Genomic DNA, 26,713 nt, shown 5'->3' on the forward strand with positions numbered 1-26,713 from the left:
CTCAGCCGCGCTGCCGGATCTTGGCGCGGCGGGTCTCGTCCATGGCGGCCTCGTAGGCGGTGACCAGGGAGGTCACCGAGAGCGGCTTCAGCCGCTCGACGACCTCCTGGAGCCGTTCGGGGGTCATCCCCGACTCCTTGTACTTGGGCCAGACCATGGTGCGGAAGAGCTCGTAGAGCTCCTCGGCGATCTCGCGCCCGTGCCGGGCGTAGAGCGCGTTGGCGGCCTGCGCGGCCTCCACGGGGTAGCCCAGCTCGAGCAGCCCGAGGCCGACGGAGAGCTGCGAGACCGCGACGTCGTAGTCGCCGTCCGGGCGGGGCACCACGATGTCGAGCGCCTCCAGCGTGGCCAGGTCGTCGTCGGAGAGCTCGCGGGCGGCCCGCCCGCAGAGCTCCTCGCGACGCATCGCCACGGGGCGCTCCGACATCCACGGCGCGATCATCGACCGGTGCAGGGCGATGTCGGCGGCCGAGGCGCCGGCCGGGACCGACTCGACGTACCGCTCGATCGCCGACAGCGTGAAGCCGTGGCTCTGCAGCTCCTGGACCAGCTCGAGGCGGGCCACGTGGTCGGCGGTGTAGTACCCCGACCGCCCGCGTCGGATCGGCGGCGGGACCAGCCCGCGGGAGGTGTAGAAGCGCACGTTGCGCACGCTCATGCCGACCCGAGCGGTGAGCTCCTCGAGGGTGAGCAGGTCCGCGGGCGCGTGCTCCATGCGTCTCCCTCCCGGCGCGGCGCCGCTGTGTGTCGTGGATCACAGGGGGCCAGGATCTGCCCGGCCCTTGACGATTGTGACAGCAAGAATGTCACAATCGACGCACACCCAGCCACGACGGACGCCCGACGGCGACCCGACCGGCACCACAGGCACGAGCAAGGACGGTCATGGCAGAAGCATTCGTGTACGACCACATCCGCACCCCGCGCGGCAAGGGCAAGGCCAGCGGCACCCTCCACGAGGTGAAGCCGATCGACCTGGCCGTCGGCCTGCTCGACGCGGTGCGCGAGCGCAACCCGGGCCTCGACCCGGCCCGCGTCGACGACGTCGTGCTCGGCGTCGTCTCGCCCGTCGGCGAGCAGGGCTCCGACATCGCCAAGACCGCGGCCATCGCGGCGGGCTACCCCGACACCGTGGCCGGCGTGCAGCTCAACCGCTTCTGCGCCTCGGGCCTCGAGGCGGTCAACCAGGCGGCCTCCCGTGTCCGCGGCGGCTTCGAGGACCTCATCCTCGCCGGCGGCGTGGAGTCGATGAGCCGGGTGCCCATGGGCTCCGACGGCGGCGCGTGGGCCCAGGACCCGGCCACCGCCCTGAAGTCGGGCTTCGTGCCGCAGGGCATCGGCGCCGACCTGATCGCCACCATCGAGGGCTGGAGCCGCGACGACGTCGACAAGTACGCCGCGCAGTCCCACCAGCGCGCCGCCAAGGCGTGGGCCAACGGCTACTTCGACAGCGCCGTCGTCCCGGTCCGCGACCTCAACGGCCTGGTCGTGCTCGACCGAGACGAGACCATCCGCCCCGACACCACCCCCGAGAGCCTGGGCGGCCTCAAGCCGTCGTTCGCCCAGATCGGCGCCGACGCCGGCTTCGACGACGTCGCGCTGGAGAAGTACCACTGGCTCGAGCGGATCGACCACGTCCACCACGCGGGCAACTCGTCGGGCATCGTCGACGGCGCCGCGATCGTGGCGGTCGGCTCCGAGCAGGTCGGCCAGGACCTCGGCCTCACCCCGCGCGCCCGCATCATCGCCACCGCGGTCTCCGGCGCCGACCCGGTCATCATGCTGACCGGCCCCGCCCCGGCCGCCCGCAAGGCGCTCGCCAAGGCCGGCCTCGAGGTCTCCGACATCGACCTCTTCGAGATCAACGAGGCCTTCGCGGCCGTCGCCATGCGGTTCATGCGCGACATGGGGATCAACGACGAGATCACCAACGTCAACGGCGGCGCCATCGCGATGGGCCACCCGCTGGGCGCCACCGGCGCCATGATCCTCGGCACCCTCATCGACGAGCTGGAGCGCCGCGGCCAGCGCCGCGGCCTCGCCACGCTCTGCGTCGGCGGCGGCATGGGCATCGCCACCATCGTCGAGCTGGTCTGACCCTCCCTCTCCCGGTGGTCGAGGAGGTCGCCCCGCGACCGTCTCGAGACCACGCGAACCGAAAGGCACAACCCGTGAGCAGCACCCAGACAGACCAGAGCGCCGTGCGCTACGACAAGGACGCCGACGGCATCGTCACCCTGACCCTCGACGACCCCAACCAGAGCGCCAACACGATGAACGCGCTCTACCAGTCCTCGATGGAGGCCGCCGTCGCGCGCCTCCTCGAGGAGGGTGACTCCGTCACCGGCGTCGTCGTGGCCAGCGCGAAGAAGACCTTCTTCGCCGGCGGCGACCTCAAGCTGATGTCGAAGGCCACCAAGGCGGACGCCGCCGACCTCTTCGCCTCCACGGAGTCGATGAAGGCGACGCTGCGCCGCCTCGAGACCTTCCCCCGCCCCGTGGTCGCCGCGATCAACGGCGCCGCGCTCGGCGGTGGCCTCGAGATCGCCCTCGCCTGCAACCACCGGATCGCCTTCGACGGACCCAAGGTGCAGATCGGCCTCCCCGAGGCGAGCCTCGGCCTGCTGCCCGGTGGCGGCGGCGTCACCCGCACCGTCCGGATGCTCGGCCTGCAGACCGCGCTGATGGACGTCCTCCTCCAGGGTCCGCGCTTCAAGGCCGCCGACGCCAAGGCCAAGGGCCTCGTCGACGAGCTGGTCTCCGACCTCGACGACCTCGTGCCCGCCGCCAAGCGGTGGATCCTCGAGCACAAGGACGACGAGACCGCGGCGAAGCAGCCGTGGGACCGCCCCGGCTACAAGATGCCCGGCGGCAACCCGAAGTCGCCGGCCCTGGCGGCGTTCCTGCCCGCCTTCCCAGCGCTGCTCCGCAAGCAGCTCAAGGGCGCCGACTACCCGGCGCAGAAGGCGATCCTCTCGGCCGCGGTCGAGGGCGCGAGCACCGACTTCGACACCGCGTCGCGGATCGAGTCGCGCTACATCACCAGCCTGATCGTCGGCCAGAACTCGAAGAACATGATCCAGGCGTTCTTCTTCGACCTGCAGGCCATCAACTCCGGCTCGCTGCGCCCGCAGGGCGTGGAGAAGTTCACCGCCACCAAGGTCGGCGTGCTGGGCGCCGGGATGATGGGCGCTGGCATCGCCTACGTCTGCGCCCGGGCCGGGATGCAGGTCGTCCTCAAGGACGTCGAGGTCGCAGCAGCCGAGAAGGGGAAGGCCTACAGCGAGAAGATCAACGCCAAGGCCGTCTCCCGCGGCAAGCTCAGCCAGGAGAAGTCCGACGAGCTGCTCGCCCGGATCACCCCGACCGCGGACCCGGCCGACCTGGCCGGCTGCGACCTGGTGATCGAGGCCGTCTTCGAGGACCCGGCCCTCAAGGCCAAGGTCTTCGCCGAGGTGGCGCCGCACGTCAACCCCGACGCGCTGCTCTGCTCCAACACCTCGACCCTGCCGATCACCGAGCTGGCCAAGGGCGTCGACCGCCCCGCCGACTTCATCGGCCTGCACTTCTTCTCGCCCGTCGACAAGATGCCGCTGGTCGAGATCATCCGCGGCGCCGAGACCTCCGACGCCACCCTGGCCAAGGCGTACGACGTCGTGCAGCAGATCCGGAAGACCCCGATCGTCGTCAACGACAGCCGCGGCTTCTACACCTCGCGCGTCATCGGCACGCAGATCAACGAGGGCCTGCGGATGCTCGGCGAGGGCGTCCGGCCGATGAGCCTGGAGCGGGCGGCCACCCAGGCCGGCTTCCCGGTCGGGCCGCTGCAGATCAGCGACGAGCTCAACATGGAGCTGATGAAGAAGATTCGGATCGCCAACGAGGCGGCCTGGAAGGCCGAGGGCAAGGACGTCGCCGCCGACCCCTCGACCAAGGTCGTCGACACGATGCTCGACCTCGGCCGCCCCTCGCGGCTGGCGGGCGCCGGCTTCTACGACTACGACGAGTCCGGGAAGCGCGCCGGCCTGTGGTCCGGGCTGGCCGAGACCTTCCCGCCCGCCGAGGAGCAGGTCCCGTTCCGCGACGTGCAGGACCGGATGCTCTTCATCGAGGCGCTCGAGACCGCCAAGTGCTTCGAGGAGGGGGTCCTCACCTCCGCCGCCGCGGCCAACATCGGCTCGATCATGGGCATCGGCTTCCCGGCCAACACCGGCGGTGCGGCGCAGTTCATGACCGGCTACGAGGGCGCGGACGGGTCGATCGGCCTGGCGGCCTTCGTGGCGCGCGCCGACGAGCTCGCGGCGGCCTACGGGGAGCGGTTCGCGCCCACCCCGCGGCTCCGCGAGATGGCGGAGAAGGGCGAGTCCTTCCCCGCCTGACGCTCGCCCCCCGCTCCAAGTAACGCGCTGTGACCACCACTGCCCACCCGGTGATCTCCGGGTGGGCGGTGGGGGCGGGGGCGGGTCGGGGCGAAAGCCCGCGCGGGAGCGGCGGAACGACGAGAATCGCCGGGTGACCGCATCCGTCCCTCCCGCCGCCGTCCTGGTCGAGGACCTCCACGTCCGCTTCGGCGAGGTCGAGGCCGTCGCGGGCGTCTCCCTCACGGCGTACGCCGGCCAGTCGACCGCGCTGCTCGGGCGCAACGGGGCCGGCAAGTCCACGACCATGCGGGTGCTGGCCGGCGTCGTCCCGCCCACCACCGGCCGGGTGTCGGTGGCCGGCCACGACGTGGCGCGCGACCCCCTCGCCGTGAAGCGCGCGGTCGGCTACTGCCCCGACGTGGGAGGCCTCGTGCCGCGGGCGACGCCCTGGGAGCACCTCCAGCTCGCGGCCCGGCTGCGCCGGCTGCCGTCGGTCGCCGAGGCCGGTCACGAGGCCGGCTGGGAGACCCGCGGCCGGGACCTGCTGGAGCGGTTCGAGCTCGGCGGCGTGGCCCACCGGGTGACCGCCGGGTTCTCCCACGGCATGGGCCGCCGGCTCTCGGTGGTGCTGGCCGCCTTCCACCAGCCCGACGTCCTGCTGCTCGACGAGCCGTTCGACGGCGTCGACCCGCTCGGCGTCGAGGCGACCTTCGACGTGGTCGCCGACGCCCGCTCGCGCGGCGCCAGCGTCCTGCTCTCCACCCACCTGCGCGAGCTGGCGATCCAGGTCTGCAGCTCGGCGCTGGTGCTGCGCGGCGGCGAGCGGGTCGCGACGCTCGACGCCACCGAGCTGCTCGGGGAGGTCGGCGCCGATGCCTACCGCGCACTCCTGGACTGACCTCGTCGTCCGCCCGGTCGTCGACACCGCGCACCTCGTGCGCTTCCGGGGGGCGACGGTGCGCCGCCCCCGCGTCGCGCGGATCGCGTGGGGGACGATGCTCGGGATCACCGCCGCGGTGGTGGTGGTGCCGGCCCTGGCCCCGGGCGCGGGGGCGCCGACGGGCCGGGCCTTCGACGCGCTGCTGCTGCTGCCGACCTTCATGGCGGGCTTCCTGGTCCTCGCCCTGGTCTCGGCCGTGGCCTCCGGGGGCGGCCGCGAGCTGCTGCCGCACGAGCAGGCCGTCGCCCATCCCGTCAGCCCGACCACCGACCACCTGGGCGCGCTCCTGCTCGCCCCGCTCAACATCGCGTGGCTCCTGCAGGCGTGGTTCCTCCTGGGGTCGGCGGCCTGGGCGAAGGGGCCCGACGGGCTCCTGGCGCTCGAGGTGGTCCTGCTGGTCTGGCTCGCGCTGGCCACCGCCCTGGCCCAGGTCGTGGCGTGGAGCGTGGAGGCGGTACGCCGCCGCAGCCACGGCGTCGCCGTCGTGCGGACCGCGGGGGTCGCCCTGGCGCTGGTCGCCCTCTGGCTCCAGCTCACCGACCGCTGGGGGCCGCTCCTCGACGCCCTGCCCACCCTCGAGCTGGTCGTCGCCGGCCTCGACGGCCACTCGCCGCGCTGGTGGGCGACCGTGGCCGGGATGCTGGTCGCCCTCGTCGCCACCGTGGCGCTGGGAGCCTGGCCGGCGCACCTCACCGCCCGGCGGCTCCCGCGGGACGAGCAGCGGGTCGAGAGCGCCAGCCACGCGGCGCGGCCCACCCCGTGCTCCGAGCTCGGGATGCTGCTGCGGCTCGACCGCGCCTCGGTGTGGCGGGCCGTGCCCATGCGGCGGGGGCTCGGGGTGCTGGCCGTCGGGCCCGGCCTCGTCGCGCTCGCCGGCGGGCTGACCTGGGACATGGTCGTGGTGCTGCCCGGTCTCGTGGTCAGCGGCGGCGTCCTGCTCTTCGGGGTCAACGCGTGGTCGCTCGACGGCCGGGGCGGGCTGTGGCGGGAGAGCCTGCCCGTCGACCCCGCCCTCGTCTTCCGCGCGCGCAGCCTCGTGATGGCCGAGTGGCTGCTCTCGGCGGCGGCGGTGACCGTGGTCCTGGCCTCGCTGCGGGCCGGGGTGCCCGACGCCTCCGAGGCCGCCGCCCTGCTCTGCGCCCTCGTGGTGGTGACCGCGCAGGTCGTGGCCGTCGCCATGACCTGGTCGATCCGCCGTCCCTTCTCGGTCGACCTCCGCTCCGCCCGGGCCACGCCCGCCCCTCCGGTCGTGATGGTCGGCTACTCGGCCCGCCTCGCGACCAGCACGACGATCACGGCGATGGTCTTCTCGGCCCTGTCGTGGACGGCCCCGTGGTGGGTCAGCGTCGCGGTGGCCGCGCCGTTCCTCGCCTGGTCGGGCGTGCGCTGGCGGCGCGCGCAGCGACGCTGGGTGGACGCCCCGACCCGGGCCCTGGTCGTCACGACCGTCGCCGCCTGACGCGACCCCGTCGACCCGCGGCTAGCCGGGCGGCGCGACGCGGTTGGCCTCGAGCAGGCAGGAGTCCTCGGCGGCGCGGACCGTCTCCCACGCCGGCCCACGCGGCTTGCGCAGCAGCGCGGCGCGGGCGGCGGAGCGGCTCTCGTCCTCGCTGACCTTGCGGCCGTAGCAGGCGGCGTAGGCCATCACGTCGACCCGGCCGTTGGTGGCGAAGGTCTGCGCCCGGGTCGCGAGCTTGACGTAGTCGATGCAGTCGAACTGCGACTCCACCCACGGGTCCACCATCCGCTTCGGGAGGCGCGGCAGCATCCCCTCGATGTTGGCGGGGTCCAGCACGCCGGCGCGCTCCAGCGCCTCCTCGCCCACCTCGCCCACCAGCTCGTCGGCGAAGCAGCCGCCCTCCTCGACGTCCTCCGGCGAGGGGTAGGCGCCCACGACCAGGTCGATCAGCCGCTGGCGGACCGAGGGGGGACCGGCCGCCTCGGGGCTGGCGGCGACCGCCGGGTCGGTGGGCGGGGGCGCGCTCGTGCACCCGCCCACGGCCAACGCCAGGGCGAGCAGCAGTGCGCCTCCCGGCACGGTCGGCACGGCTCTCGACACGGTCGCTCCCCTCGACCCCCGCTTGCGCGGAGACCCGGCCGACGCCTCCCTGCGCGGACGGGCTTCTCCCTGGGTCGGGAGGTTACCTGTTGGTACCCGTCCCGGGAAGGGCCGTCCGGCCCGTCACACCAGACGGCGGAAGAGCGGCAGCGGCGCGAGCCGGATCACCCGCGCCAGCGGCGCCCACGGGAGCCCCGGCACGTAGGCGGAGTCCCGGCCCGCCTCGATCGCGGCGACCATCGAGCGCACGCCGCGCTCGGTCGAGGCCATGAGGGGCGGCGGGGTGGCGGACGGGCCGGTGGCGTTCATCTCCGAGGCGATGTAGCCGGGGTAGAGGACGGTGAAGGTGTACGGCGAGCCGTGCAGCTCGGCCCGCAGGCCCTCCACGAGGTGGGCCACGCCGGCCTTGGTCGCGGCGTAGGTGGCCATCGACTTCGGCATCCCGCGGACCGCCGAGATGCTGGAGACCATCACGAGGTGGCCGCTGCCCTGCTCGCGGAAGAGCTCCATGGCGGCCTCCGTCTGGGCGAGCGCCCCGACGAAGTTGGTCATCGCGGTCTCGCGGTTGGCGTCGAACCGTCCGGTGCCCAGCGGCGCGCCCTTGCCGAGGCCGGCGTTGACGACCACCCGGGCCAGCGGGTGCCCCTGCGCGGCGAGGTCGTCGCGGAAGCCCCGGAAGACCTCGAAGACCTGGTCGTGGTCGTTGACGTCCAGGGCGCGCAGCAGCACCGGGTGGCCCGGGTGGCGGGCCTGGATCTCTGCGCGCAGCTCCTCGAGCCGGTCGGTCCGCCGCGCGCAGAGCGCCAGCGGGTGGCCGAGGGCCGCGAGCTGGCGGGCCATCTCGGCACCGAGGCCGCTGCTGGCCCCGGTGACGAGGGTGGCCCGGACGCCGGGGGTGCGGCTCACGGGCGGAGGCGGTGGTGGATGTCCTCGCTCATCCGGACGACGGCGACGTAGAACTCCAGTGTCATTCGGATCAGGCACAGGTAGAGGACCAGGATGAGCGGGCCGACCACGAGGACGCCGATCCCCGCGGCCGGGCTGTCGATGAAGGCGGCCAGGACGAAGAAGAGCCAGAAGAGCGTGAGCAGCCCGACCGAGAGGGCGTAGACCGCCTTGACCACCGTGGGCGTGATGAAGCTGCTGAAGGAGAAGTCGAAGAGGCTCGCGAAGAAGCCCTTGGCCTGCGGACCCTGGGGGACGCCCGGGTCGCCGTAGCCGCCGCCGTACGCCGCGTAGCCCTGGCCGCCGTCGCCGTACCCGCCGCCGTACTGCTGGGGCTGCTGGCCCGGGTCGCCGTAGCCGTAGGGCGATTCGCCCTGGCCGCCCTGGCCGTAGGGGTTCTCGGGCGGGTTTCCGTAGCCGGACATCTCTGTGCTCCCTCTCCCGGTCTCCCGGGTCCTCGTCGACCACGCTGCTGACGCGTGGTGGCTGCGCGCAGCCTAGTGAACGACGCCCCTCCTGCCCCGGCGCGTCCGCCCGCAAACCTGCGCCGAGGGTTGCCGCGCCACTGCATACGCGGTATACATACCCGGTATGCGGCGCACGCGGGCGCCGCGGGAGGGGGGCCGCGATGTCGGTCAAGCAGGCGCTGCTGGCGCTGCTCGAGCAGGGGCCGAAGTACGGCTACCAGCTGCGCACCGAGTTCGAGGAGCGCACGGGGTCGACCTGGCCCCTCAACATCGGGCAGGTCTACACGACGCTGTCCCGGCTGGAGCGCGACGGTCTCGTGGTCGCCGGGGGCGACGACGGCGAGGGCCACGTGGTCTACCGGACGACGGAGGCGGGTCGGGCGGAGGTCGACGCGTGGTTCGGCTCGCCCGTGCCGCGCGACCAGCCGCCGCCGCGCGACGAGCTGGCGATCAAGCTGGCGATCGCGATCTCCTCGCCCGACGTCGACGTCGAGTACGTCATCCAGCAGCAGCGGACCGCCACGATGCGCGCGCTGCAGGAGCACACCCGGCTCAAGCGCAGCGGCCGGGCGGCTCGCCCCGAGGCGCCCGAGGACCTGGCCTGGAGCCTCGTCCTCGACGCCCTCGTCTTCGAGGCGGAGGCCGAGATCCGCTGGCTCGACCACTGCGAGGCGCGGCTGGCGCGCCTGGCCACCACCGGGGGAGGGACCCACTCATGACCGCACGACAGCAGCACGCCCTGCTCGCGCTCACCCACGTCAGCCGCGTCCACGGCACGGGGGCCACCGAGGTGCGCGCCCTGCGCGACGTCTCCTTCGAGGTCGCCCCCGGCGAGCTCGTCGCCCTGATGGGTCCGTCGGGGTCGGGCAAGTCGACGCTGCTCCACGTCGCAGGCGGGCTCGACCAGCCGACCGGCGGCTCGGTCGCCGTCGACGGCACCGACCTGTCGAGCCTGGGCCAGGCCGAGCGGGCCCGGCTGCGCCGGACGACGATCGGCTACGTCTTCCAGGACTTCAACCTCATCCCCGCCCTCACGGCGGAGGAGAACGTCGCGCTCCCCGGCGAGCTGCACGGCCTCCGGTCGGGCGAGGCCCGGGAGGCGGCCCGCGCCGCGCTCGCCGAGCTCGGCGTCGCCGACCTGGCCGACCGGTTCCCCGACGACCTGTCGGGCGGGCAGCAGCAGCGGGTGGCGATCGCCCGCGCGGTCGCCGGCGAGCGCCGGCTGATCCTCGCCGACGAGCCGACCGGGGCGCTGGACACCAGCACCGGCGAGCAGATCCTGCGGCTGCTCCGGGAGCGCTGCGACGCCGGCGCCGCCGGGGTGCTGGTCACCCACGAGGCGCGGCACGCCGCCTGGGCCGACCGGGTCGTCTTCCTCCGCGACGGCGTCGTCGTCGACGAGGCCGACGCCGGTCTGACCGGCCTGGCCGGCATGACCGGGGCGCGCTGATGGGTGCGTGGCTGCGCGGCTGGCGGCCGCTGCTGCGGCTGGCGTGGCGCGACGTGCGACGGGCCCGGGCGCGCAGCGCGCTGGTCCTGGCGCTGGTGGCCCTGCCCGTGCTGGCCGTGACGACTGCGCTCGTCCTCACCGCCACCGCCGACGTCACCGGCGACGAGGCGCCCGAGCGCCGGCTGGGCGCCGCCGACGCCAGGATCCGGGTCGAGGGGCTCGCGCGGGTCGGGCAGACGGCCGACCCCGACCGCGGCAGCGCCTTCGGCGAGGGCCTGCGCGACGACCTGACCCTCGCCGGGGTGGGCGACGTGCTGGGCCGTGAGGTCCGCGGCATCGAGTGGGAGTCCACCGAGCTCTCCGTGCTGGTGGACGGACGAGGCGTCCGGGCCGCGGGGGAGTGGATCGACCTGCGCGACCCCCTGACCACCGGCCTCGCCACGCTCGACGAGGGCCGCCTGCCCGAGGCGCCCGGCGAGGTGATGGTCAACCGCGCGCTGGCCGACCGCGGCCCGGGCGTGGGCGAGACCCTCACCCTCGTCGACGGGAGCACCCTCGAGGTGGTCGGCGTGGGCGAGGACGCCGAGAGCCGCGCCTTCCCCCACCTGTGGTCCCCACAGCGTCCCGACGGCGTGCCCGAGGCGCAGGGCACGACCTGGCTGGTCGAGGCCGGCCCCGTCACCTGGGACGAGGTGCGCGCGCTCAACGACCGCGGCGCCTTCGTGCTCTCGCGGGCGGTGCTGGCCGACCCGCCGTCCGCGGCGGAGCTCCACCCCGAGGTGAGCGACGGCGAGGCGGACGACGCCCTGGTCGCCGCCGTCGTCCTCATCGTGGTGATGGTGCTGATCGAGGTGGTGCTGCTGGCCGGGCCGGCGTTCGCCGTGACCGCGCGGCGGCAGGCGCGGACGCTGGCGCTGATGGCGGCCGTCGGCGCGACGCCGGCGCAGGCCCGCCGGGCGGTGCTGGCGGTCGCGGTGGTCCTCGGCGGCCTCGCGGCCGTCGGCGGCGTGGTCCTCGGGATCGGGCTGGCGGCCGCGCTCCTCCCGTTCCTGGCGCGCTGGAGCGGCTCCTACCCCGGTCCCTTCGACGTGCCGTGGGCGCTGGTGCTCGGGGTGGCCTGCTGCGGCCTGCTGGCCGCGCTGCTGGCGGCCGCCGCCCCCGCCTGGCTCGCGTCGCGGGCCGACGTGGTCGCCGTGCTCGCCGGCCGCCGCGGCGACGCCGCGCCCTCGCGCCGCTCCCCGGTGCTCGGCCTGCTGCTCTTCGCCGCCGGCGTGGCGCTCGCGGTCGCCGGCACCCGCCAGGACTCCTACGGCGAGAACTGGGTGGCGCTCGCGGCGGTCGTCTGCGTGCTCGGGATGGTCCTGCTCGTGCCGGTCGTGCTCGGGCTGCTCGCCCGGCTGGGCGCGCGACTGCCCCTGCCGCTGCGGTACGCCGTCCGCGACGCCGTCCGGCACCGCACCCGCACCGTCCCGGCGGTCGCGGCGGTGGCGGCCACGGTCTGCGGCGTCGTCGCCCTGGGCATCAGCACCAGCAGCGACGCGGCGCAGAGCCGGGAGACCTACACGCCGCAGCTGCGCCACGGCGAGGCGGTCCTCGTCGCCTCGGAGGCGACGCCCGAGCAGTGGGAGCGGGCCGAGGAGGTGCTCCGCGCCGAGCTGCCGGAGGCGGACGTCAGCGTCGTCACCGGCGTCCCGGCGCCGACGGGGGAGGGCGACGTGCACGTCGCCTACCGCCCGCCGGCCACGAGCGAGGACACCTGGTTGCTGGGCGGCGTCGGCTCCACCCTGGGCACCACCGACGTCGTGGCGGAGCGGATCCCGGCGGCGCTGCGGGGGCTGGACGCGGCCGGGCGGGCCCGCGGCGACGCGGCCCTCGCGCAGGGGCGGGTCGTGGTCTTCACCGACGAGCCGGTCGAGGCCGACCGGGTCGTGGTCACCGCGACCTCCTACGACGGCCGCTCGGGCGAGGAGGAGGTGCTCGCGGACGAGGTCACCCTGCCGGCGGCGTACGTCGTGGTCGCGGAGGACGGCGGGACGCCGTTCGCGGTCCTCCCGCCGGCCTCCGCCGAGGAGCTCGGCCTGCCGGTGGCCACCACGTCGCTGCACGTGGCGGGCGCGGAGCTCGACCGTGACCGCGAGCGCGCGGTCTCCGAGGCGGTCGCGGCGACCCTGCCGTGGTCCCACCTCTACGTCGAGCGCGGCTACTTCGCGGACGACTTCGACGAGCTGGTGGCGTGGGTGCTCGGCGCGCTCGGCGCGGTGCTGATGGTCGGTGGCACGCTGACCGTCACGCTGCTCGCCCTGAGCGACGCGCGGCCCGACCTGGCCACGCTCTCCGCCGTGGGGGCCTCGCCGCGGACGCGGCGGGCGGTGGCGGCGTCGTACGCCCTGGTGGTCGGCGGGACCGGCGCGGTGCTGGGGGCGCTCGTCGGCTTCGTGCCGGGGGTGGCCGCGGCGGTCACGCTGACCCGGGACTCCTACGCCGGGCCGCAGCAGGTCGTCGGCCCGTTCGTCGAGGTGCCCTGGCTGATGATCGCGGTCGTCGTGCTGCTCCTCCCGCTGCTGACCGCCGGGGTGGTGGCGCTCGCCACCCGCTCCCAGCTGCCGCTGGTGGCGCGGGTGGACTGACGGGTGGCGGGAATGTCGCACCGGGCCCACGGGGTTGGCCCGGTGTGACTGCCCCCGCCGAGCCCGCTCCCGCCATGCCCGCCCTGTCCGTCCTCGACCTGGTCCCGGTGCGCAGCGACCAGACCACCGGCGACGCCGTCGCCGCCTCGCTGGCGCTGGCCCGGACCGCCGACGAGCTGGGCTACACCCGCTACTGGCTGGCCGAGCACCACAACATGCCGGCCGTCGCGGCGACCAACCCGCCGCTGCTGATCGCGATGGTCGCCGCGGCGACGTCGCGGATCCGGGTGGGCAGCGGCGGCGTCATGCTGCCCAACCACTCACCGCTGGTGGTGGCCGAGCAGTTCGCGCTGCTCGAGGCGGCGTACCCCGACCGGATCGACCTCGGCATCGGCCGGGCGCCCGGCACCGACCCGCTCACCCGCTACGCGCTGCGGATGGGCGCCGGCGGCGGCGAGGACCCGGTCGCGCAGTTCCCGACCTACGTCGACGACATCATCACCCTGATGTCCGAGCACGGCGCCGCGATGGAGGTTGCAGGCCGGCGACACCCGCTGCGAGCCACCCCCAAGGCCGCCTCGACCGCGCCGGTCTGGCTGCTCGGCTCCTCGGACTACTCCGCCCGGCTGGCCGCCGAGCGGGGCCTGCCCTACGTCTTCGCCCACCACTTCTCGGGGCAGGGCACCGCCGAGGCGCTCGAGCTCTACCGGTCGTCGTACCGGCCCTCCGAGCGCTTCGCCGAGCCGCGCACCTTCCTCACCGTCAACGCCTGCGTCGCGGAGACCGAGGAGGAGGCGCGCCGGCTGGTCCGGCCGCAGGTGCTGCAGATGCTGGCGATCGTCACCGGCGGCACGCTGACGCCGCAGTCGCTGGTCGAGGAGGCGGAGCAGGTCGAGATCGCCGAGGGCCAGCAGGGGATCGCCCGCGGGATGATGAACCGCTGGGTGATCGACGACGCCGCCGGCGCCCGCGCCCGGATCGCCGAGCTGGCCGCGACCTTCGGGGTCGACGAGGTGATGGTCCACCCGGTCGCGGGCTCGTACGCCGGCACGCCGGCCGCCGCGACCCCCGCGCGCGAGGAGACGCTGCGCCTGCTCGCCGGCTGACTAGCCCCGGCGCGCCTCCCGGCCCGCGTCCCGGCGCGCGTCCCTGGCGAGCCGGGCGCCCAGGCGAAGTGTCGAGGCGGCGAGCCAGAGGGCCAGCGCCGCGCGCGCGACGTACGTCGCCACCACGCCGACGAGGAAGCCGACCAGGGCGCCGGGCGTGCCGGCCACCAGCCCGCCGACGAGGACGGGAGCCAGGAGCGCCACGAGCATGACGGCGACGTAGGCGCCGTCGACCACGACGTTCCCGGCGAGGTCGCGCCGGAACTGCCGGCCCAGCCTCCGTCGCGGGGTCGACGGGGTCCGCAGCTCGCGGGCGAAGTGTCCCCAGAACCCGCGCTCGTCCTCGCTCACGCGGCCCATCATCGCGTGGTCGGGGGCCGGCTGACCGGGGTGTCCAGCCCTGCTGTCCCCGCTCAGGCCGCCGGCTTGGCCGGGGTGTCGAGCCAGGCGTCGAAGAGGGCGTCGAGGTCGCGGCCGGAGACCCGCTGCGCGAGCCGCCGGAAGTCGCGCGTGCCGGCGGTCCTGCCGCCGTACGTCGTCACCCAGGCGCGGGCGACCGCGCGGAACGCCTCCTCGCCCACCGCGAGCCGCAGCGCGTGGAGGGTGGCGGCGCCGCGGTCGTAGATCGCGTCGGCGAAGAGCCCCGTCGGACCCGGGTCGGAGACGACGGTGGTCCAGAACTCGTCGTCGGCCGGGCGGGCGAAAACCGCCTCGTAGGCCTGCTGGGCGGTCGTGCCGCCGCGGGCCTCGGTCCACATCCAGGTCGCGTACTCGGCCCAGCCCTCGTTGAGCCAGATGTCGGCCCAGCGGCGCGGGCCGACGTGGTTGCCGGTCCACTGGTGGGCCAGCTCGTGCAGGGCCGTGCCCTCGCTGGCGACGCGGCTGAAGAACGAGCGGGTCTGGGTCTCCAGCGCGTAGCCGACGGAGTCGTCGTCGACGATCGCGCCGTAGGAGACGAACGGGTAGGGGCCGAAGAGGGCCTCGAGGAAGGTCGCCATCTCGCCGGCGAGGGCGAGGCTCGCCTCGCTGCGGGTCCGGTCGGCGGGCCGGAGGTCCTCGTCGAGGAAGTCGAGCAGCGGGACGCCGGAGGGGGTCCGCGAGCGCCGCAGCTCGAAGTTGCCGACCGTCGCCGTGGCCAGGTAGGCCGCCATCGGGTCGGGGGCGTCCCAGGTCCAGGTGGTCTGACCGCCCCTGGTGCGGGAGCCCACGAGGTCGCCGTTGGCGACGGCGGTGAGCCCCTTCGGGACGGTGACCGCGAACCGGTAGGTCGCCTTGTCGGTGGGGTGGTCGTTGACCGGGAACCAGGTCGCGGAGCCGTCGGGCTGGCTCACGACCATCGCGCCGTCGCGCGTGGTGACCCAGCCGTAGAGCGCGTCCTCGACGTCGGTCGGCCGGCCCGTCGCGCCGCCGTACTCCACCACCACGCGCGACTTCGCGCCCCGGCGCAGGGGACGGCGCGGGGTGACCACCAGCTCGTTGCCCTGGGTCTGGCTGAAGCGGGCGGGGCGGCCGTCGACCGTCACCGAGGTCGCCTCCAGGCCGCGGAGATCGAGGTTGAACCGGCGCAGCGCCTGGGTGGCGACGAGCTTGATCCGCGCGACCCCCCGCAGCTGCCCGGTCAGCGGTGCGGGCTCGGGCGCGGGAGGGGTGTAGTCGAGCGCCAGGTCGTAGTGCTCGACGTCGTAGCCGCCGTTGCCGGCGAGCGGGAAGTACGGGTCGCCGATGCCGGAGGACCCGACGGCCCTGCGCTCGGGGGCTGTCTCACTGGGCGCTGTCTGACTGGGCGCTGCCTGGCTGGGCGCGAGGGAGGGAAGGACGAGTGCGCCGAGGACGAGTCCGGCGGCGAGCCCCGAGCGGCGAAGGGTCGTCATCCGGCGACTGTAGACCCGCGGGCGCCCGTTGGCACCGCCCATTCAGGGGAGGGTGTGGAGCGCGAGACTCGGGTGACAGTCGGACGCGTGCTCCTGCGAGACACGAGGACTGTCGGCGGTGCTGACTATTCTCGAACACATGATCGAGACGGGGGAAGCGAGTGGCCCCACGGGGCCCGGGGCGGCGGCCTGGTCGGTCGCCGAGCTGGAGGGGTTGGTGGCCGAGCTGGCGTCGAACGTGGTGCCGGAGGTGGATCCGCGGGCGTGTCTGGCGCAGGTGGAGGTGCTGGAGGCGATGAAGGCGGCGTTGGCGGCGGCGCAGGTGCGTGCCACGGCGGCGTACGCCGCCGCGGAGGTGCGGCGGCTGGAGGAGTGTGCCGAGGAGGCTCGCCGGGCTGGTGCGGTGTCTGGGCGTGGCCCTGCTCCGGTGGCGGTGGTGGCCGCCCAGGTGGGGCTGACCAGGCGGGAGTCGCCGGCGCGTGGCAGGGCGTGGGTGTCGGCTGCGTCGGCGTTGGTGGCCGACCTGCCGCGGACGTTGGAGGCGCTGGGGCGGGGTGTGCTGACCGAGGAGCGGGCGATGGTGATCGTCCGGGAGACCGCGGACCTGACCGCGGAGGACCGGCGGGCGGTGGATGCGGAGCTGACCACGCCGGTGGGGCCGCCCGACGGGATCGACGACCAGGGCAACCCCCGGTGGGACGACCCGACCGGGGAGGGTCAGGTCGCGGGACTGGGGACGGAGGCGCTGCGCCGGTTGGTGCAGAGACTCGCGCTGCGCCACGACTCGACCGAGGTGGCGCGGCGCCGGGAGCGGGCTCGGGCGCGGCGTCGGGTGAGCGGCAGGTTGCTGGGTGATGGGACGGGTCGGATCACCGCGGTGGTGAAGGCCGAGCACTATGCCCACGTCATGGCGGCCCTGGGTGCGGCGGCCGCGACCGCCCGCAACGAAGGCGACGCACGCAGCGGTGACCAGGTGCGGGCCGACACCCTGGTGGCCCGGGTGACGGGGGTCGACCCGACGGCACCGGTGCCGGTGGAGCTGCACCTGGTGGTCCCGGCCACGGGCCTGCTCGGTCAGCCGGGTGCACCGGCGGAGCCGGGCTGGATCCTCGGCAGCGCGGGGGGAGCGGTGGTGCCGGCGGGGATCTGCCGGGACCTGTTCACCCAGGCTGCGGAGGCTGGGGTGGCGGCGGTGCGGCGGGTGTTCGCCGACCGGGTGGACGGGCGGCTGGTGGCGATGGAGAGCTCGAACCGCACCTTCACCGGGCTGCTGGCGAGGTTGATCAGGATTCGCGACGGCGGCACCTGTCGCACCCCGTGGTGCGACGCCCCGGCCAAGCACGTCGACCACGTCGATCCCGCCGCCGAGGGTGGCCCGACCAGCGAGGCGAACGGGCAGGGGCTGTGCGAGGCGTGCAACCAGGTCAAGGAGGCGCCGGGCTGGTCCCACTGGGTCGGGATCGGGGGCCGGACCCACGTCACCACCCCGACCGGGGCCACCTACACCAGCCGGCACACGCCGCTGGCCTCCTGAGCAGGCGCGCGCGGCGCGGACGGGATGTCGAGCGCCAGTTAAAGTCAGGCTTGACTGTTTGTTAGTTCCTGACGCAGGATGTGCCCGTGAGCAGCCAGCCGACCCGTGTGCCCCAGGAGGAGCGGACCCGCGTCATGCGTGCGCGCCTCCTCGAAGCGACGATCGACTGCCTGGTGGAGTACGGCTTCGCGGCCACCTCGACCACCCTGGTCTCCAAGCGCGCGGGCGTCTCCCGGGGCGCACAGCTGCACCACTTCCCGACCAAGAACGACCTGGTCGTCGCGGCGGTCGAGCACCTCACCGCCAAGCGGGGCGCCGAGCTGGCCGCCGTGCTGGGGGAGGACGCGCGCCGCGAGCACGGCACCCGAGCCGTCCTGGGCACGCTGTCGGACCACTTCACCAGCCCGGTCTTCACCGCGGCGCTCGAGCTGTGGGTGGCCGCGCGCAGCGACGTCCAGCTGCTCGCCGCCGTCCAGCCGCTCGAGCAGCGGGTCAGCCGGGAGACCCACCACCTGACCGCGGCCGCGCTCGGTGTCGACGGCAACGCGTCCGGGACCCGCGAGCTCGTCCAGGCCACCCTCGACCTGCTCCGCGGCCTCGGCCTGGCCAACACCTTCTCCGACGACACCCGTCGCCGCGAGCGGATCCTCGACCGGTGGGCGCTGACCCTCGACGCCGCGCTGGCCACCACCCCCACCCCCGCACCCCCGCACGAAGGAGCCTGACCCTTGCTGGACGACGTCCTGGCCGACCTCACCGCGGAAGGCGACCGGCTCGAAGTCCTGGTCGCCCCGCTCGCCCCCGAGCAGTGGCGAACCCCCACGCCGGCCGCGGGCTGGGACGTGGCCACCCAGGTCGCCCACCTCGCGTGGACCGACGAGGTGGCGGTCAAGGCCGCCACCGACAAGGCGGCCTGGGACGCCGAGGTGATGGGCGCGATCGGCAACCCCGAGGGGTACGTCGACGAGATGGCCCTGACCGGCGGCGCCGTCGACCCCGCCGAGCTGCTCGCCCGCTGGCGGACCGCCCGCGCCGCGCTGGTGCAGACCCTGCGCGACTTCCCCGAGGGGGAGAAGCTGCCGTGGTTCGGCCCGCCGATGTCGCCGACGTCGATGGCCACCGCCCGCCTCATGGAGACCTGGGCGCACTCGCTCGACGTCCACGAGGCGCTGGGGGCCGAGGCCGAGCCCACCGACCGGATCCGGCACGTCGCCCACCTGGCGGTCCGCACCCGCAACTACTCCTTCGCCCAGAACGGGCTGGAGAAGCCGGCCGAGGAGTTCCGCGTCGAGCTGGTCTCCCCGAGCGGCGAGGCCTGGACCTACGGCCCCGAGGACGCCGCGCAGCGCGTCACCGGCCCGGCGTACGACCTCTGCCTGCTGGCCACCCAGCGCGTCCACCGCGCCGACACGGCCCTGGTCGCCACCGGCGCGGACGCCGACCGGTGGCTGGACATCGCCCAGTGCTTCGCGGGCCCCGCCGGCGAGGGGAGGGCGCCGCGATGAGTGGTTTCGAGACGCTCGCCGGCGCTCGCTCCTCAACCACCGGAGTGGTCCGGATCGGCAACTGCTCCGGCTTCTACGGCGACCGCCTCTCGGCGATGCGCGAGATGCTGGAGGACGGCGACCTGGACTACCTGACCGGCGACTACCTCGCCGAGCTGACCATGCTGATCCTCGGCAAGGACACGATGAAGGACCCGAGCCTCGGCTACGCGCGCACCTTCGTCCGCCAGGTCGAGGAGTGCCTGGGCCTGGCCCTGGAGAAGGGCGTGAGGATCGTGACCAACGCCGGCGGGCTCAACCCCGCCGGCCTGGCCGAGAAGCTCCGCGAGGTCGCGGCCGGCCTCGGCCTGGACGCGAGGATCGCCCATGTCGAGGGCGACGACCTGCGCCCCAAGGCGGCCGAGCTCGGCCTCACGAACGCGCTGACGGCCAACGCCTACCTGGGCGGCTTCGGCATCGCCGCCGCCCTGGCCGGCGGGGCAGACGTCGTCGTCACGGGGCGGGTCACGGACGCCTCGCTGGTCGTCGGCGCCGCGGCGCACCACTTCGGCTGGACGCCGGAGCAGCACGACGAGCTCGCGGGCGCGGTCGTTGCCGGCCACGTCATCGAGTGCGGCACCCACGCGACCGGGGGCAACTTCTCCGGCTTCAAGGCGCTGGCCTCGACAGGCTCGGCCGGCGAGAGGGGCGGCTCGGGCGGCGAGACGGTCTGGCCGCTCTCGCTCGGCTTCCCGCTGGCCGAGATCGCCGCCGACGGCTCGTCGGTGATCACCAAGCACGCCGGCACCGGCGGCGCGGTCACCGTCGACACGGTCACGGCCCAGATGGTCTACGAGATCCAGTCCGCGACCTACCTCAACCCCGACGTCACCACCCGGCTCGACAGCGTCGAGCTGACCCAGGTCGGCCCCGACCGGGTCGCCATCTCCGGCGTGCGCGGGGAGGCCCCGCCGGCCACCCTCAAGGTCTGCGTCAACGAGCTCGGCGGCTGGCGCAACAGCTTCGAGATCCTGCTCACCGGGCTCGACATCGACGCCAAGGCCGCCTGGGTCCGGGAGCAGATGACGGCCGCGTGGGGCGACCGCGCCCCGGCCACCGTCGCGTGGTCCCGCTCGGCCCCGCCGGTCGAGGACCCCGCCTCCCAGGAGCTCGCCTCCTGCGTGCTCCGGGTGACCGCGCTCGACCCCGACCCCAAGGTCGCCGGCAAGGGCTTCACCGCCCCGGCGGTCGAGGTCGCGCTCGGCTCCTTCCCGGGCCTCACCCTGATGGCTCCGCCCGGACCGGCGACGCCGTACGGGATCTACCGTCCCGAGTACGTCGACCGGGCCCACGTCGAGCACACCGTCGTGCACGCCGACGGCCGGCGCGAGGTCGTCGCCGACCCGACGGCGTACCTGACGCCTGAGGAGCTCGCCGCGGTGCCGTCCGCCGGCCTCCGCCCGAGCCCGTTCGAGGCGCCCGCCGACACCGTGACCCGCAAGGTGCCGCTCGGCACCTTCGTGCACGCCCGCTCCGGCGACAAGGGCGGCAACGCCAACCTCGGCCTCTGGGTCGCCCGCGACGGGGTCTCGACCGGCTCGACCGGCGAGGGGGTCGACGAGGAGAAGTACGCCGCCCGCGTCACCTGGCTCACCAAGTTCATCACCCCCGAGCGCGTCAAGGAGCTCGTCCCGGAGGCGGCCGACCTGACCGTCGAGGTCTTCGCCCTGCCCCGGCTCGGGGCCGTCAACGTGCTGATCCACGGCCTGCTCGGTCCAGGCGTCGCCGCGTCCACCCGCGTCGACCCCCAGGCGAAGGCCCTGGGCGAGTGGGTCCGCTCCCGTCACGTCCACGTCCAAGGAGACCTGCTGTGACCGTGCAAGACGCAGCGTCGAGCGTCCGCTCGACGCCCGAGGAGCGCGCCGCGCTCCGCGAGATGGCGGCGGAGTTCACGCGCCGCGAGATCGCGCCCCACCACCAGGCGTGGGAGGACGCGGGCGAGCTGCCCCGCGAGCTGCACCGCAAGGCCGCCGCGGCGGGCCTGCTCGGGGTGAGCTTCCCCGAGTCCGTCGGCGGCTCCGGCGGCGACCTGCTCGACACCGTCGCCCTGCAGGAGGGGATGTTCTCCCAGGGTGCCTCCAGCGGCCTCATGTCGGCGCTGTTCACCCACGGCATCGCCTGCCCCCACCTCGCCGCGCACGGCAGCCCCGAGCTCGTCGACAGGTGGGTCCGGCCGACCCTGGCCGGCGAGCTGATCGGCTCGCTCGGGATCACCGAGCCCGGTGGCGGCTCCGACGTCGGCAACATCCGCACCACCGCGGTGCGCGACGGCGACCACTACGTCATCAACGGGTCGAAGACCTTCATCACCTCGGGCACCCGCGCCGACTTCGTCACCACCGCGGTCCGCACCGGGGGCCCGGGCGCGGGCGGCGTCTCGCTCGTCGTCGTGCCGACCGACACCCCCGGCTTCACCGTCGACCGCAGGCTGGCCAAGATGGGCTGGCACTGCTCCGACACCGCCGAGCTCAGCTACGTCGACGTCCGGGTGCCGGTGACCAACCTGGTCGGCGAGGAGAACGCCGGCTTCTGGTACATCGCCGAGCAGTTCGTCGTCGAGCGGATGGCGCTGGCCATCCACGGCTACGCGATCGCCGAGCGCTCGCTCGCGCTCACGGTCGACCACTGCCGCGAGCGGACGACGTTCGGGGAGCCGCTGATCAAGCGCCAGGTGGTCCGCCACAAGCTGGTCGAGATGCGCCGCCAGGTCGAGGCCGCCAAGGCCTACACCCACGCGATCGCCGAGCAGTACGTCGCCGCGGGCGGGCCGAACGAGGCCGTCATCGCCGCCGCGTGCATGGCGAAGGAGACCGCCTGCAACACCGCCACCCACGTGACCGACCAGGCCGTGCAGCTGCACGGCGGGGCCGGCTACATGCACGGCACCGAGGTGGAGCGGCACTACCGCGACGCCCGGCTGCTGCCGATCGGTGGCGGTGCCACCGAAGTCCTCACCGACCTTGCCGCCAAGCTGTTGGGATACACGAAATGACCGAGACGACCACTGAGCCCACGACCGAGGAGAAGCGCCGCGCGCACCTCCTGGACAAGCTCGCCGACCTCGACGCGCAGCACGCCAAGGCCGTCGCCGGCGGCGGCGAGAAGTACGTCGCGCGCCACCACGAGCGGGGCAAGCTGCTGCCGCGGGAGCGGATCGAGCTGCTCATCGACGAGGGCACCGCGTTCCTCGAGCTGAGCCCGCTCGCGGGCTACGGCTCCGACTTCACCGTCGGCGCCTCGACCGTCTGCGGCATCGGCGTCGTCGAGGGTGTCGAGTGCATGATCAGCGCCAACGACCCGACCGTGAAGGGCGGCGCGTCGAACCCCTGGACGCTGAAGAAGACCTTCCGCGCCGCGCAGATCGCCGAGGAGAACAACCTCCCGCAGATCTCGCTGGTGGAGTCGGCCGGCGCCGACCTGCCGACGCAGAAGGAGATCTTCATCCCGGGCGGCAAGATCTTCCGCGACCTCGCCCGCGCCTCCGGACGCCGCCAGCCGACCATCGCGCTGGTCTTCGGCAACTCGACCGCCGGCGGCGCCTACGTCCCGGGCCTGTCCGACTACACCGTGATGGTCAAGGAGCAGGCGAAGGTCTTCCTGGCCGGCCCGCCGCTGGTCAAGATGGCCACCGGCGAGGAGACCGACGACGAGGAGCTGGGCGGCGCCGAGATGCACGCCCGGATCTCCGGCCTCGCCGACTACCTCGCCGAGGACGAGCGCGACGCGATCCGCCTGGGCCGCCGCATCGTCGCCCGGCTCAACTGGAGGAAGGCCCGCCCGGAGGGCGAGCGCACGTACGCCGAGCCGGCGTACGACCCCGAGACGCTGCTCGACCTGATCCCGACCGACCTCAAGGAGCCCTTCGACCCGCGCGACGTGATCGTCCGCATCGTCGACGGCGTGAGCCCCGGCAACGAGGTGCCCTTCGACGAGTTCAAGCCGCTCTACGGCTCCTCGCTCGTCACCGGCTGGGCCCGGCTGCACGGCCGCGAGATCGGCATCCTGGCCAACGCCCAGGGCGTGCTCTTCTCCGAGGAGGCGCAGAAGGCGACGCAGTTCATCCAGCTCGCCAACGCCAAGAACACCCCGCTGCTCTTCCTGCACAACACCACCGGCTACATGGTCGGCAAGGAGTACGAGCAGGGTGGCATCATCAAGCACGGCGCGGCGATGATCAACGCGGTCTCCAACTCGACCGTGCCGCACATCTCGGTGCTGATCGGCTCCTCCTACGGCGCCGGCAACTACGGGATGAACGGGCGCGCCTACGACCCGCGCTTCCTCTTCACCTGGCCCAACGCGAAGTCGGCGGTCATGGGCCCGCAGCAGCTGGCCGGCGTCCTCTCGATCGTCTCCCGCGCCGCGGCCGAGGCGAAGGGCAAGCCCTTCGACGAGGAGGCCGACGCCGGCATGCGGGCCTTCGTCGAGCAGATGGTGGAGGAGCAGTCGCTGCCCTACGTCCTGAGCGGGATGCTCTACGACGACGGCGTCATCGACCCGCGCGACACCCGCACCGTGCTCGGCATCGCCTTCTCCGCCATCGACACCGTCCCCACCGAGGGCACCGACCGCTTCGGCGTCTTCAGGATGTGAGTGAAAAACCCATGAGCGACACCACCACCCCCCGCACGATCACCCGCATCCTCGTCGCCAACCGCGGCGAGATCGCCCGCCGGGTCTTCACCACCGCCCGCCGCCTCGGCATCGAGACGGTCGCAGTGCACTCCGACGCCGACGCCGGCCTGCCCTTCGTGGCCGAGGCCGACCAGGCGGTCCGGCTGCCGGGCAACACCCCCGCGGAGACCTACCTCCGCGCCGACCTCGTCATCGAGGCCGCCCGCAGGACGGGTGCCGACGCGATCCACCCCGGCTACGGCTTCCTGTCGGAGAACGCCGACTTCGCCCGCGCCGTGGTCGACGCCGGGATCGCCTGGATCGGCCCCGCCCCGGAGTCGATCGTCTCGATGGGCTCCAAGATCGAGTCCAAGAAGCTGATGGAGTCCGCCGGCGTCCCCGTGCTCGCCGACCTCGGCACCACCGCCACCGACGCCGACCTGCCGCTGCTGGTCAAGGCGTCGGCCGGCGGCGGCGGCCGCGGCATGCGGATCGTCCGCGACCTCGCCGACCTCCCCTCGGAGGTCGAGAAGGCCTCCGCCGAGGCGGCGTCGGCGTTCGGCGACGGCACCGTCTTCGTCGAGCCGTACGTCGAGCACGGCCGCCACGTCGAGGTGCAGGTCGTGGGCGACCACGCCGGCACCGTCGCGGTCTTCGGCGAGCGCGACTGCTCGATCCAGCGCCGTCACCAGAAGGTCGTCGAGGAGGCGCCGGCCCCCGGGCTCTCCGACGAGACCCGGGCCGCGCTGCACGAGGCGGCCCGCAACGCCGCCGCCGCGATCGACTACGTCGGTGCCGGCACGGTCGAGTTCCTCGTCGACGCACATGACCCGACCCGGTTCTGGTTCCTGGAGATGAACACCCGCCTCCAGGTCGAGCACCCGGTCTCCGAGGCGATCTTCGGCGTCGACCTGGTCGAGGCGCAGATCGCGGTCGCCGAGGGGCGCGAGGTCACCCCGTTCCTCCCCGGCGAGCCGCGCGGCCACGCCGTCGAGGTGCGCCTCTACGCCGAGGACCCGGCCGCCGACTGGCAGCCGCAGTCGGGCACGCTGGGCGCCTTCGAGGTCCCGGGCGTGCAGGTCGAGTTCGCCAACCCCCGCCCGTACGGGCTCCGCCTCGACACCGGCTTCGTCGCCGGCTCCGAGGTGGGCACCCACTACGACGCCATGCTCGCCAAGGTGATCGTCCACGCGCCGACCCGCGAGCAGGCGCTGCGCCAGCTCGCCGGCGCGCTGGCCCGGGCGAAGGTCCACGGCCTCACGACCAACCGCGACCTGCTCGTCGAGGTGCTGCGCCACCCGGTCTTCGTGGCCGGCGACGTCGCCACCGACTTCTTCGAGACCCAGCAGCTCGCCTCCCGCGCGGCCGGCGTCGACGAGACGCTGGTGGAGCGGTCGGCGTTCGCGGCGACCGTCGCCCTGATGGAGCGGGCCCGCGAGGCGCGCACCGTCCAGCGCGGGATCCCGGTGGGGTGGCGCAACGTCGTCTCCGCGCCGCAGGTCACCGAGCTGGCGCTCGACGGTCGCGAGACGCCGGTGCGCGTCGAGTGGTACGGCGGTCGCGACGGCTACACGTCGGAGGTCGGCACGGTCCTGGCCGCCTCGCCGACCCAGGTGACGCTGGAGCACGACGGCGTCGCGGTCCGGTACGACGTCATCGTCGACGCCTCCGACCTCGCCGCCCCGGTGGTCCACGTGGACTCCCCGGCCGGCTACGTGAGGCTGACCAAGGTGCCGCGGTTCGTCGACCCGGCCGACCAGGTCGCGACCGGTTCGCTGCTCGCGCCGATGCCGGGCAGCGTCATCTCGGTGTCGGTCGAGGAGGGCCAGCAGGTCACCGCCGGCCAGACCGTCCTGGTGATGGAGGCCATGAAGATGCAGCACACGATCACCGCGCCGACCGACGGCGTGGTGACCGGGATCAACGTGAAGCCCGGCAGCCAGGTCGGCGCCGGTGACGTCCTCGCGGTCGTCGAGGGAGAGGGAGCAGAGGCATGAGCGCGAACCCGTTCACCGAGCCCGAGGAGCGCCTGGCGCTGCGCGAGGCCGTCGCCAAGCTGGCCGGCAAGTACGGCCGGGAGTACGTCGAGAAGCAGGCCGCCGAGGGCGGCAAGACCACCGAGCTGTGGCTCGAGATGGGCCGCAACGGCTTCCTCGGCGTCAACATCGCCGAGGAGTACGGCGGCGGCGGGGGCGGCATGTCCGACCTGGCCGCGGTGCTCGAGGAGGCGGCCGGCCAGGGTGCCCCGCTGCTCATGATGGTCGTCAGCCAGGCGATCTGCGGCTCGATCATCGGCCGCTACGGCACCGACGAGCAGAAGCAGCGCTGGCTGCCCGGCATCGCCGACGGCACCATCACCATGGCCTTCGGCATCACCGAGGCCGACGCCGGCTCCAACTCCCACAACATCACCACCACCGCGCGCCGCGACGGCGACGAGTGGGTGCTCAAGGGCCAGAAGACCTACATCTCCGGGGTCGACGAGGCCCAGCTGGTCCTCATCGTCGCCCGCACCGAGGACGCGAAGACCGGCAAGCTGAAGCCGGCGCTCTTCGTCGTGCCCACCGACGCCGAGGGGTTCGGCAAGCAGGTCATCCCGATGGCCTGGTCGGCGCCCGAGAAGCAGTTCACCCTCTTCATCGACGACGTCCGGCTGCCGGCCGACGCGCTCGTCGGCGACGAGGACGCCGGCCTGGTGCAGCTCTTCGCCGGGCTCAACCCCGAGCGGATCATGGGCGCGGCGTTCTCCTGCGGCATGGCGAAGTTCGCCATCGACCGTGCCGTGGAGTACGCGAAGACCCGCACCGTCTGGAAGGCGCCGATCGGCGCCCACCAGGGCATCGCGCACCCGCTCGCCAAGGCGAAGATCGAGCTGGAGCAGGCCCGCCTGCTGTGGCAGAAGGCGGCCGCCATGTACGACGCGGGCGACGACTTCGGCGCCGGCGAGTACGCCAACATGGCGAAGTACGCCGGCGGCGAGATCGCCTGCAACGCGACCGACATCGCGGTGCACACCCACGGCGGCAACGGCCTGACGGTGGAGTACGGCCTGGCCAACATGATGGTCGCCGCGCGGCTGGGCCGGATCGCCCCGGTGAGCCGCGAGATGATCCTCAACTTCGTGGCCATGCACTCCCTGGGCCTGCCGAAGTCCTACTGACGCCCACCCCCTCCCGGGGCTCGCACAGCGAAGGG

General features: G+C 74.0%; 22 protein-coding genes. 16 read left to right on the plus strand and 6 right to left on the minus strand.

Annotation, left to right across the window (positions count from 1 at the left end):
- Position 1: 1 nt before the first annotated feature.
- On the minus strand, positions 2-715 hold the full coding sequence (locus DNK53_RS04385; protein WP_110181024.1) for a MerR family transcriptional regulator: 714 nt from the start codon (positions 713-715) through the stop codon (positions 2-4).
- Between the two features lie 170 nt (positions 716-885).
- On the opposite strand from DNK53_RS04385, the gene DNK53_RS04390 reads away from it, so the two are divergent.
- The 4 genes from DNK53_RS04390 (at position 886) to DNK53_RS04405 (ending at position 6,760) form a co-directional block, all read left to right on the plus strand.
- A complete protein-coding gene (locus DNK53_RS04390; RefSeq protein WP_110181025.1) occupies positions 886-2,097 on the plus strand; it encodes an acetyl-CoA C-acetyltransferase in 1,212 nt (403 codons plus the stop codon).
- Positions 2,098-2,171: 74 nt separating this feature from the next.
- Complete coding sequence (locus DNK53_RS04395) at positions 2,172-4,379, plus strand: 3-hydroxyacyl-CoA dehydrogenase NAD-binding domain-containing protein (protein WP_110181026.1); 2,208 nt, start codon at positions 2,172-2,174, stop codon at positions 4,377-4,379.
- Between the two features lie 133 nt (positions 4,380-4,512).
- Positions 4,513-5,259 (plus strand): ABC transporter ATP-binding protein, encoded by a 747-nt coding sequence (locus DNK53_RS04400; RefSeq protein ID WP_239456347.1) that lies wholly within the window; start codon positions 4,513-4,515, stop codon positions 5,257-5,259.
- Positions 5,234-6,760, plus strand: a complete 1,527-nt coding sequence (locus tag DNK53_RS04405) for a hypothetical protein (RefSeq protein ID WP_110181027.1) — start codon at positions 5,234-5,236, stop codon at positions 6,758-6,760. Before DNK53_RS04400 ends, DNK53_RS04405 begins: the two co-directional genes overlap by 26 nt.
- Before the next feature lie 21 nt (positions 6,761-6,781).
- On the opposite strand, the gene DNK53_RS04410 is transcribed toward DNK53_RS04405, so the two are convergent.
- The 3 genes from DNK53_RS04410 to DNK53_RS04420 form a co-directional block, all read right to left on the minus strand.
- Positions 6,782-7,360 (minus strand): hypothetical protein, encoded by a 579-nt coding sequence (locus tag DNK53_RS04410; RefSeq protein ID WP_162599774.1) that lies wholly within the window; start codon positions 7,358-7,360, stop codon positions 6,782-6,784.
- Positions 7,361-7,483: 123 nt separating this feature from the next.
- The gene (locus DNK53_RS04415; protein WP_239456348.1) at positions 7,484-8,266 is read right to left on the minus strand and encodes an SDR family oxidoreductase; all 783 of its coding nucleotides are present in this window, start codon (positions 8,264-8,266) and stop codon (positions 7,484-7,486) included.
- On the minus strand, positions 8,263-8,730 hold the full coding sequence (locus tag DNK53_RS04420) for a DUF4282 domain-containing protein (RefSeq protein WP_110181029.1): 468 nt from the start codon (positions 8,728-8,730) through the stop codon (positions 8,263-8,265). Before DNK53_RS04420 ends, DNK53_RS04415 begins: the two co-directional genes overlap by 4 nt.
- A gap of 203 nt (positions 8,731-8,933) precedes the next feature.
- Here DNK53_RS04420 and DNK53_RS04425 point away from each other — a divergent pair, with 203 nt between their 5' ends.
- From DNK53_RS04425 to DNK53_RS04440, 4 genes are all read left to right on the plus strand, one after another.
- Positions 8,934-9,491, plus strand: a complete 558-nt coding sequence (locus DNK53_RS04425; RefSeq protein ID WP_110181030.1) for a PadR family transcriptional regulator — start codon at positions 8,934-8,936, stop codon at positions 9,489-9,491.
- Positions 9,488-10,222 carry an ABC transporter ATP-binding protein gene (locus DNK53_RS04430; RefSeq protein WP_110181031.1) on the plus strand — a complete coding sequence of 245 codons (735 nt, stop codon included), beginning with the start codon at positions 9,488-9,490 and terminating at the stop codon, positions 10,220-10,222. Before DNK53_RS04425 ends, DNK53_RS04430 begins: the two co-directional genes overlap by 4 nt.
- Positions 10,222-12,849 (plus strand): FtsX-like permease family protein, encoded by a 2,628-nt coding sequence (locus DNK53_RS04435; protein ID WP_110181032.1) that lies wholly within the window; start codon positions 10,222-10,224, stop codon positions 12,847-12,849. The genes DNK53_RS04430 and DNK53_RS04435 overlap by 1 nt, the downstream gene beginning before the upstream one ends.
- Before the next feature lie 74 nt (positions 12,850-12,923).
- Entirely contained in the window at positions 12,924-13,955 is a 1,032-nt protein-coding gene (locus tag DNK53_RS04440) for an LLM class flavin-dependent oxidoreductase (RefSeq protein WP_110181033.1), read from the plus strand.
- Here DNK53_RS04440 and DNK53_RS04445 read toward each other — a convergent pair whose 3' ends face one another.
- Together DNK53_RS04445 and DNK53_RS04450 are read right to left on the minus strand one after the other, a co-directional pair.
- Positions 13,956-14,306: a hypothetical protein gene (locus DNK53_RS04445; protein ID WP_162599775.1), complete on the minus strand. Its 351-nt coding sequence runs from the start codon at positions 14,304-14,306 to the stop codon at positions 13,956-13,958.
- Positions 14,307-14,368: 62 nt separating this feature from the next.
- Positions 14,369-15,826, minus strand: coding sequence for a M1 family metallopeptidase (locus tag DNK53_RS04450; RefSeq protein ID WP_110181409.1), 1,458 nt, complete (start codon positions 15,824-15,826; stop codon positions 14,369-14,371).
- Between the two features lie 139 nt (positions 15,827-15,965).
- Between DNK53_RS04450 and DNK53_RS04455 the strand changes: the two genes are divergently transcribed.
- The 8 genes from DNK53_RS04455 (at position 15,966) to DNK53_RS04490 (ending at position 26,678) form a co-directional block, all read left to right on the plus strand.
- The gene (locus DNK53_RS04455) at positions 15,966-17,360 is read left to right on the plus strand and encodes an HNH endonuclease (protein ID WP_162599776.1); all 1,395 of its coding nucleotides are present in this window, start codon (positions 15,966-15,968) and stop codon (positions 17,358-17,360) included.
- 86 nt (positions 17,361-17,446) lie between these two features.
- Positions 17,447-18,085 carry a TetR/AcrR family transcriptional regulator gene (locus DNK53_RS04460; RefSeq protein WP_239456349.1) on the plus strand — a complete coding sequence of 213 codons (639 nt, stop codon included), beginning with the start codon at positions 17,447-17,449 and terminating at the stop codon, positions 18,083-18,085.
- Between the two features lie 3 nt (positions 18,086-18,088).
- Positions 18,089-18,865 (plus strand): TIGR03084 family metal-binding protein, encoded by a 777-nt coding sequence (locus DNK53_RS04465; RefSeq protein ID WP_110181036.1) that lies wholly within the window; start codon positions 18,089-18,091, stop codon positions 18,863-18,865.
- A complete protein-coding gene (locus tag DNK53_RS04470; RefSeq protein WP_204163735.1) occupies positions 18,862-20,718 on the plus strand; it encodes an acyclic terpene utilization AtuA family protein in 1,857 nt (618 codons plus the stop codon). The genes DNK53_RS04465 and DNK53_RS04470 overlap by 4 nt, the downstream gene beginning before the upstream one ends.
- Positions 20,715-21,896: an acyl-CoA dehydrogenase family protein gene (locus DNK53_RS04475; RefSeq protein WP_275425730.1), complete on the plus strand. Its 1,182-nt coding sequence runs from the start codon at positions 20,715-20,717 to the stop codon at positions 21,894-21,896. Before DNK53_RS04470 ends, DNK53_RS04475 begins: the two co-directional genes overlap by 4 nt.
- On the plus strand, positions 21,893-23,497 hold the full coding sequence (locus DNK53_RS04480) for an acyl-CoA carboxylase subunit beta (protein ID WP_110181038.1): 1,605 nt from the start codon (positions 21,893-21,895) through the stop codon (positions 23,495-23,497). Before DNK53_RS04475 ends, DNK53_RS04480 begins: the two co-directional genes overlap by 4 nt.
- An 11-nt stretch (positions 23,498-23,508) precedes the next feature.
- Positions 23,509-25,515, plus strand: coding sequence for an ATP-binding protein (locus DNK53_RS04485; RefSeq protein WP_110181039.1), 2,007 nt, complete (start codon positions 23,509-23,511; stop codon positions 25,513-25,515).
- Positions 25,512-26,678: an acyl-CoA dehydrogenase family protein gene (locus tag DNK53_RS04490; protein ID WP_110181040.1), complete on the plus strand. Its 1,167-nt coding sequence runs from the start codon at positions 25,512-25,514 to the stop codon at positions 26,676-26,678. Before DNK53_RS04485 ends, DNK53_RS04490 begins: the two co-directional genes overlap by 4 nt.
- Positions 26,679-26,713: the final 35 nt, after the last annotated feature.

This window comes from Nocardioides solisilvae (assembly GCF_003194625.1).
GTDB lineage: Bacteria > Actinomycetota > Actinomycetes > Propionibacteriales > Nocardioidaceae > Nocardioides > Nocardioides solisilvae.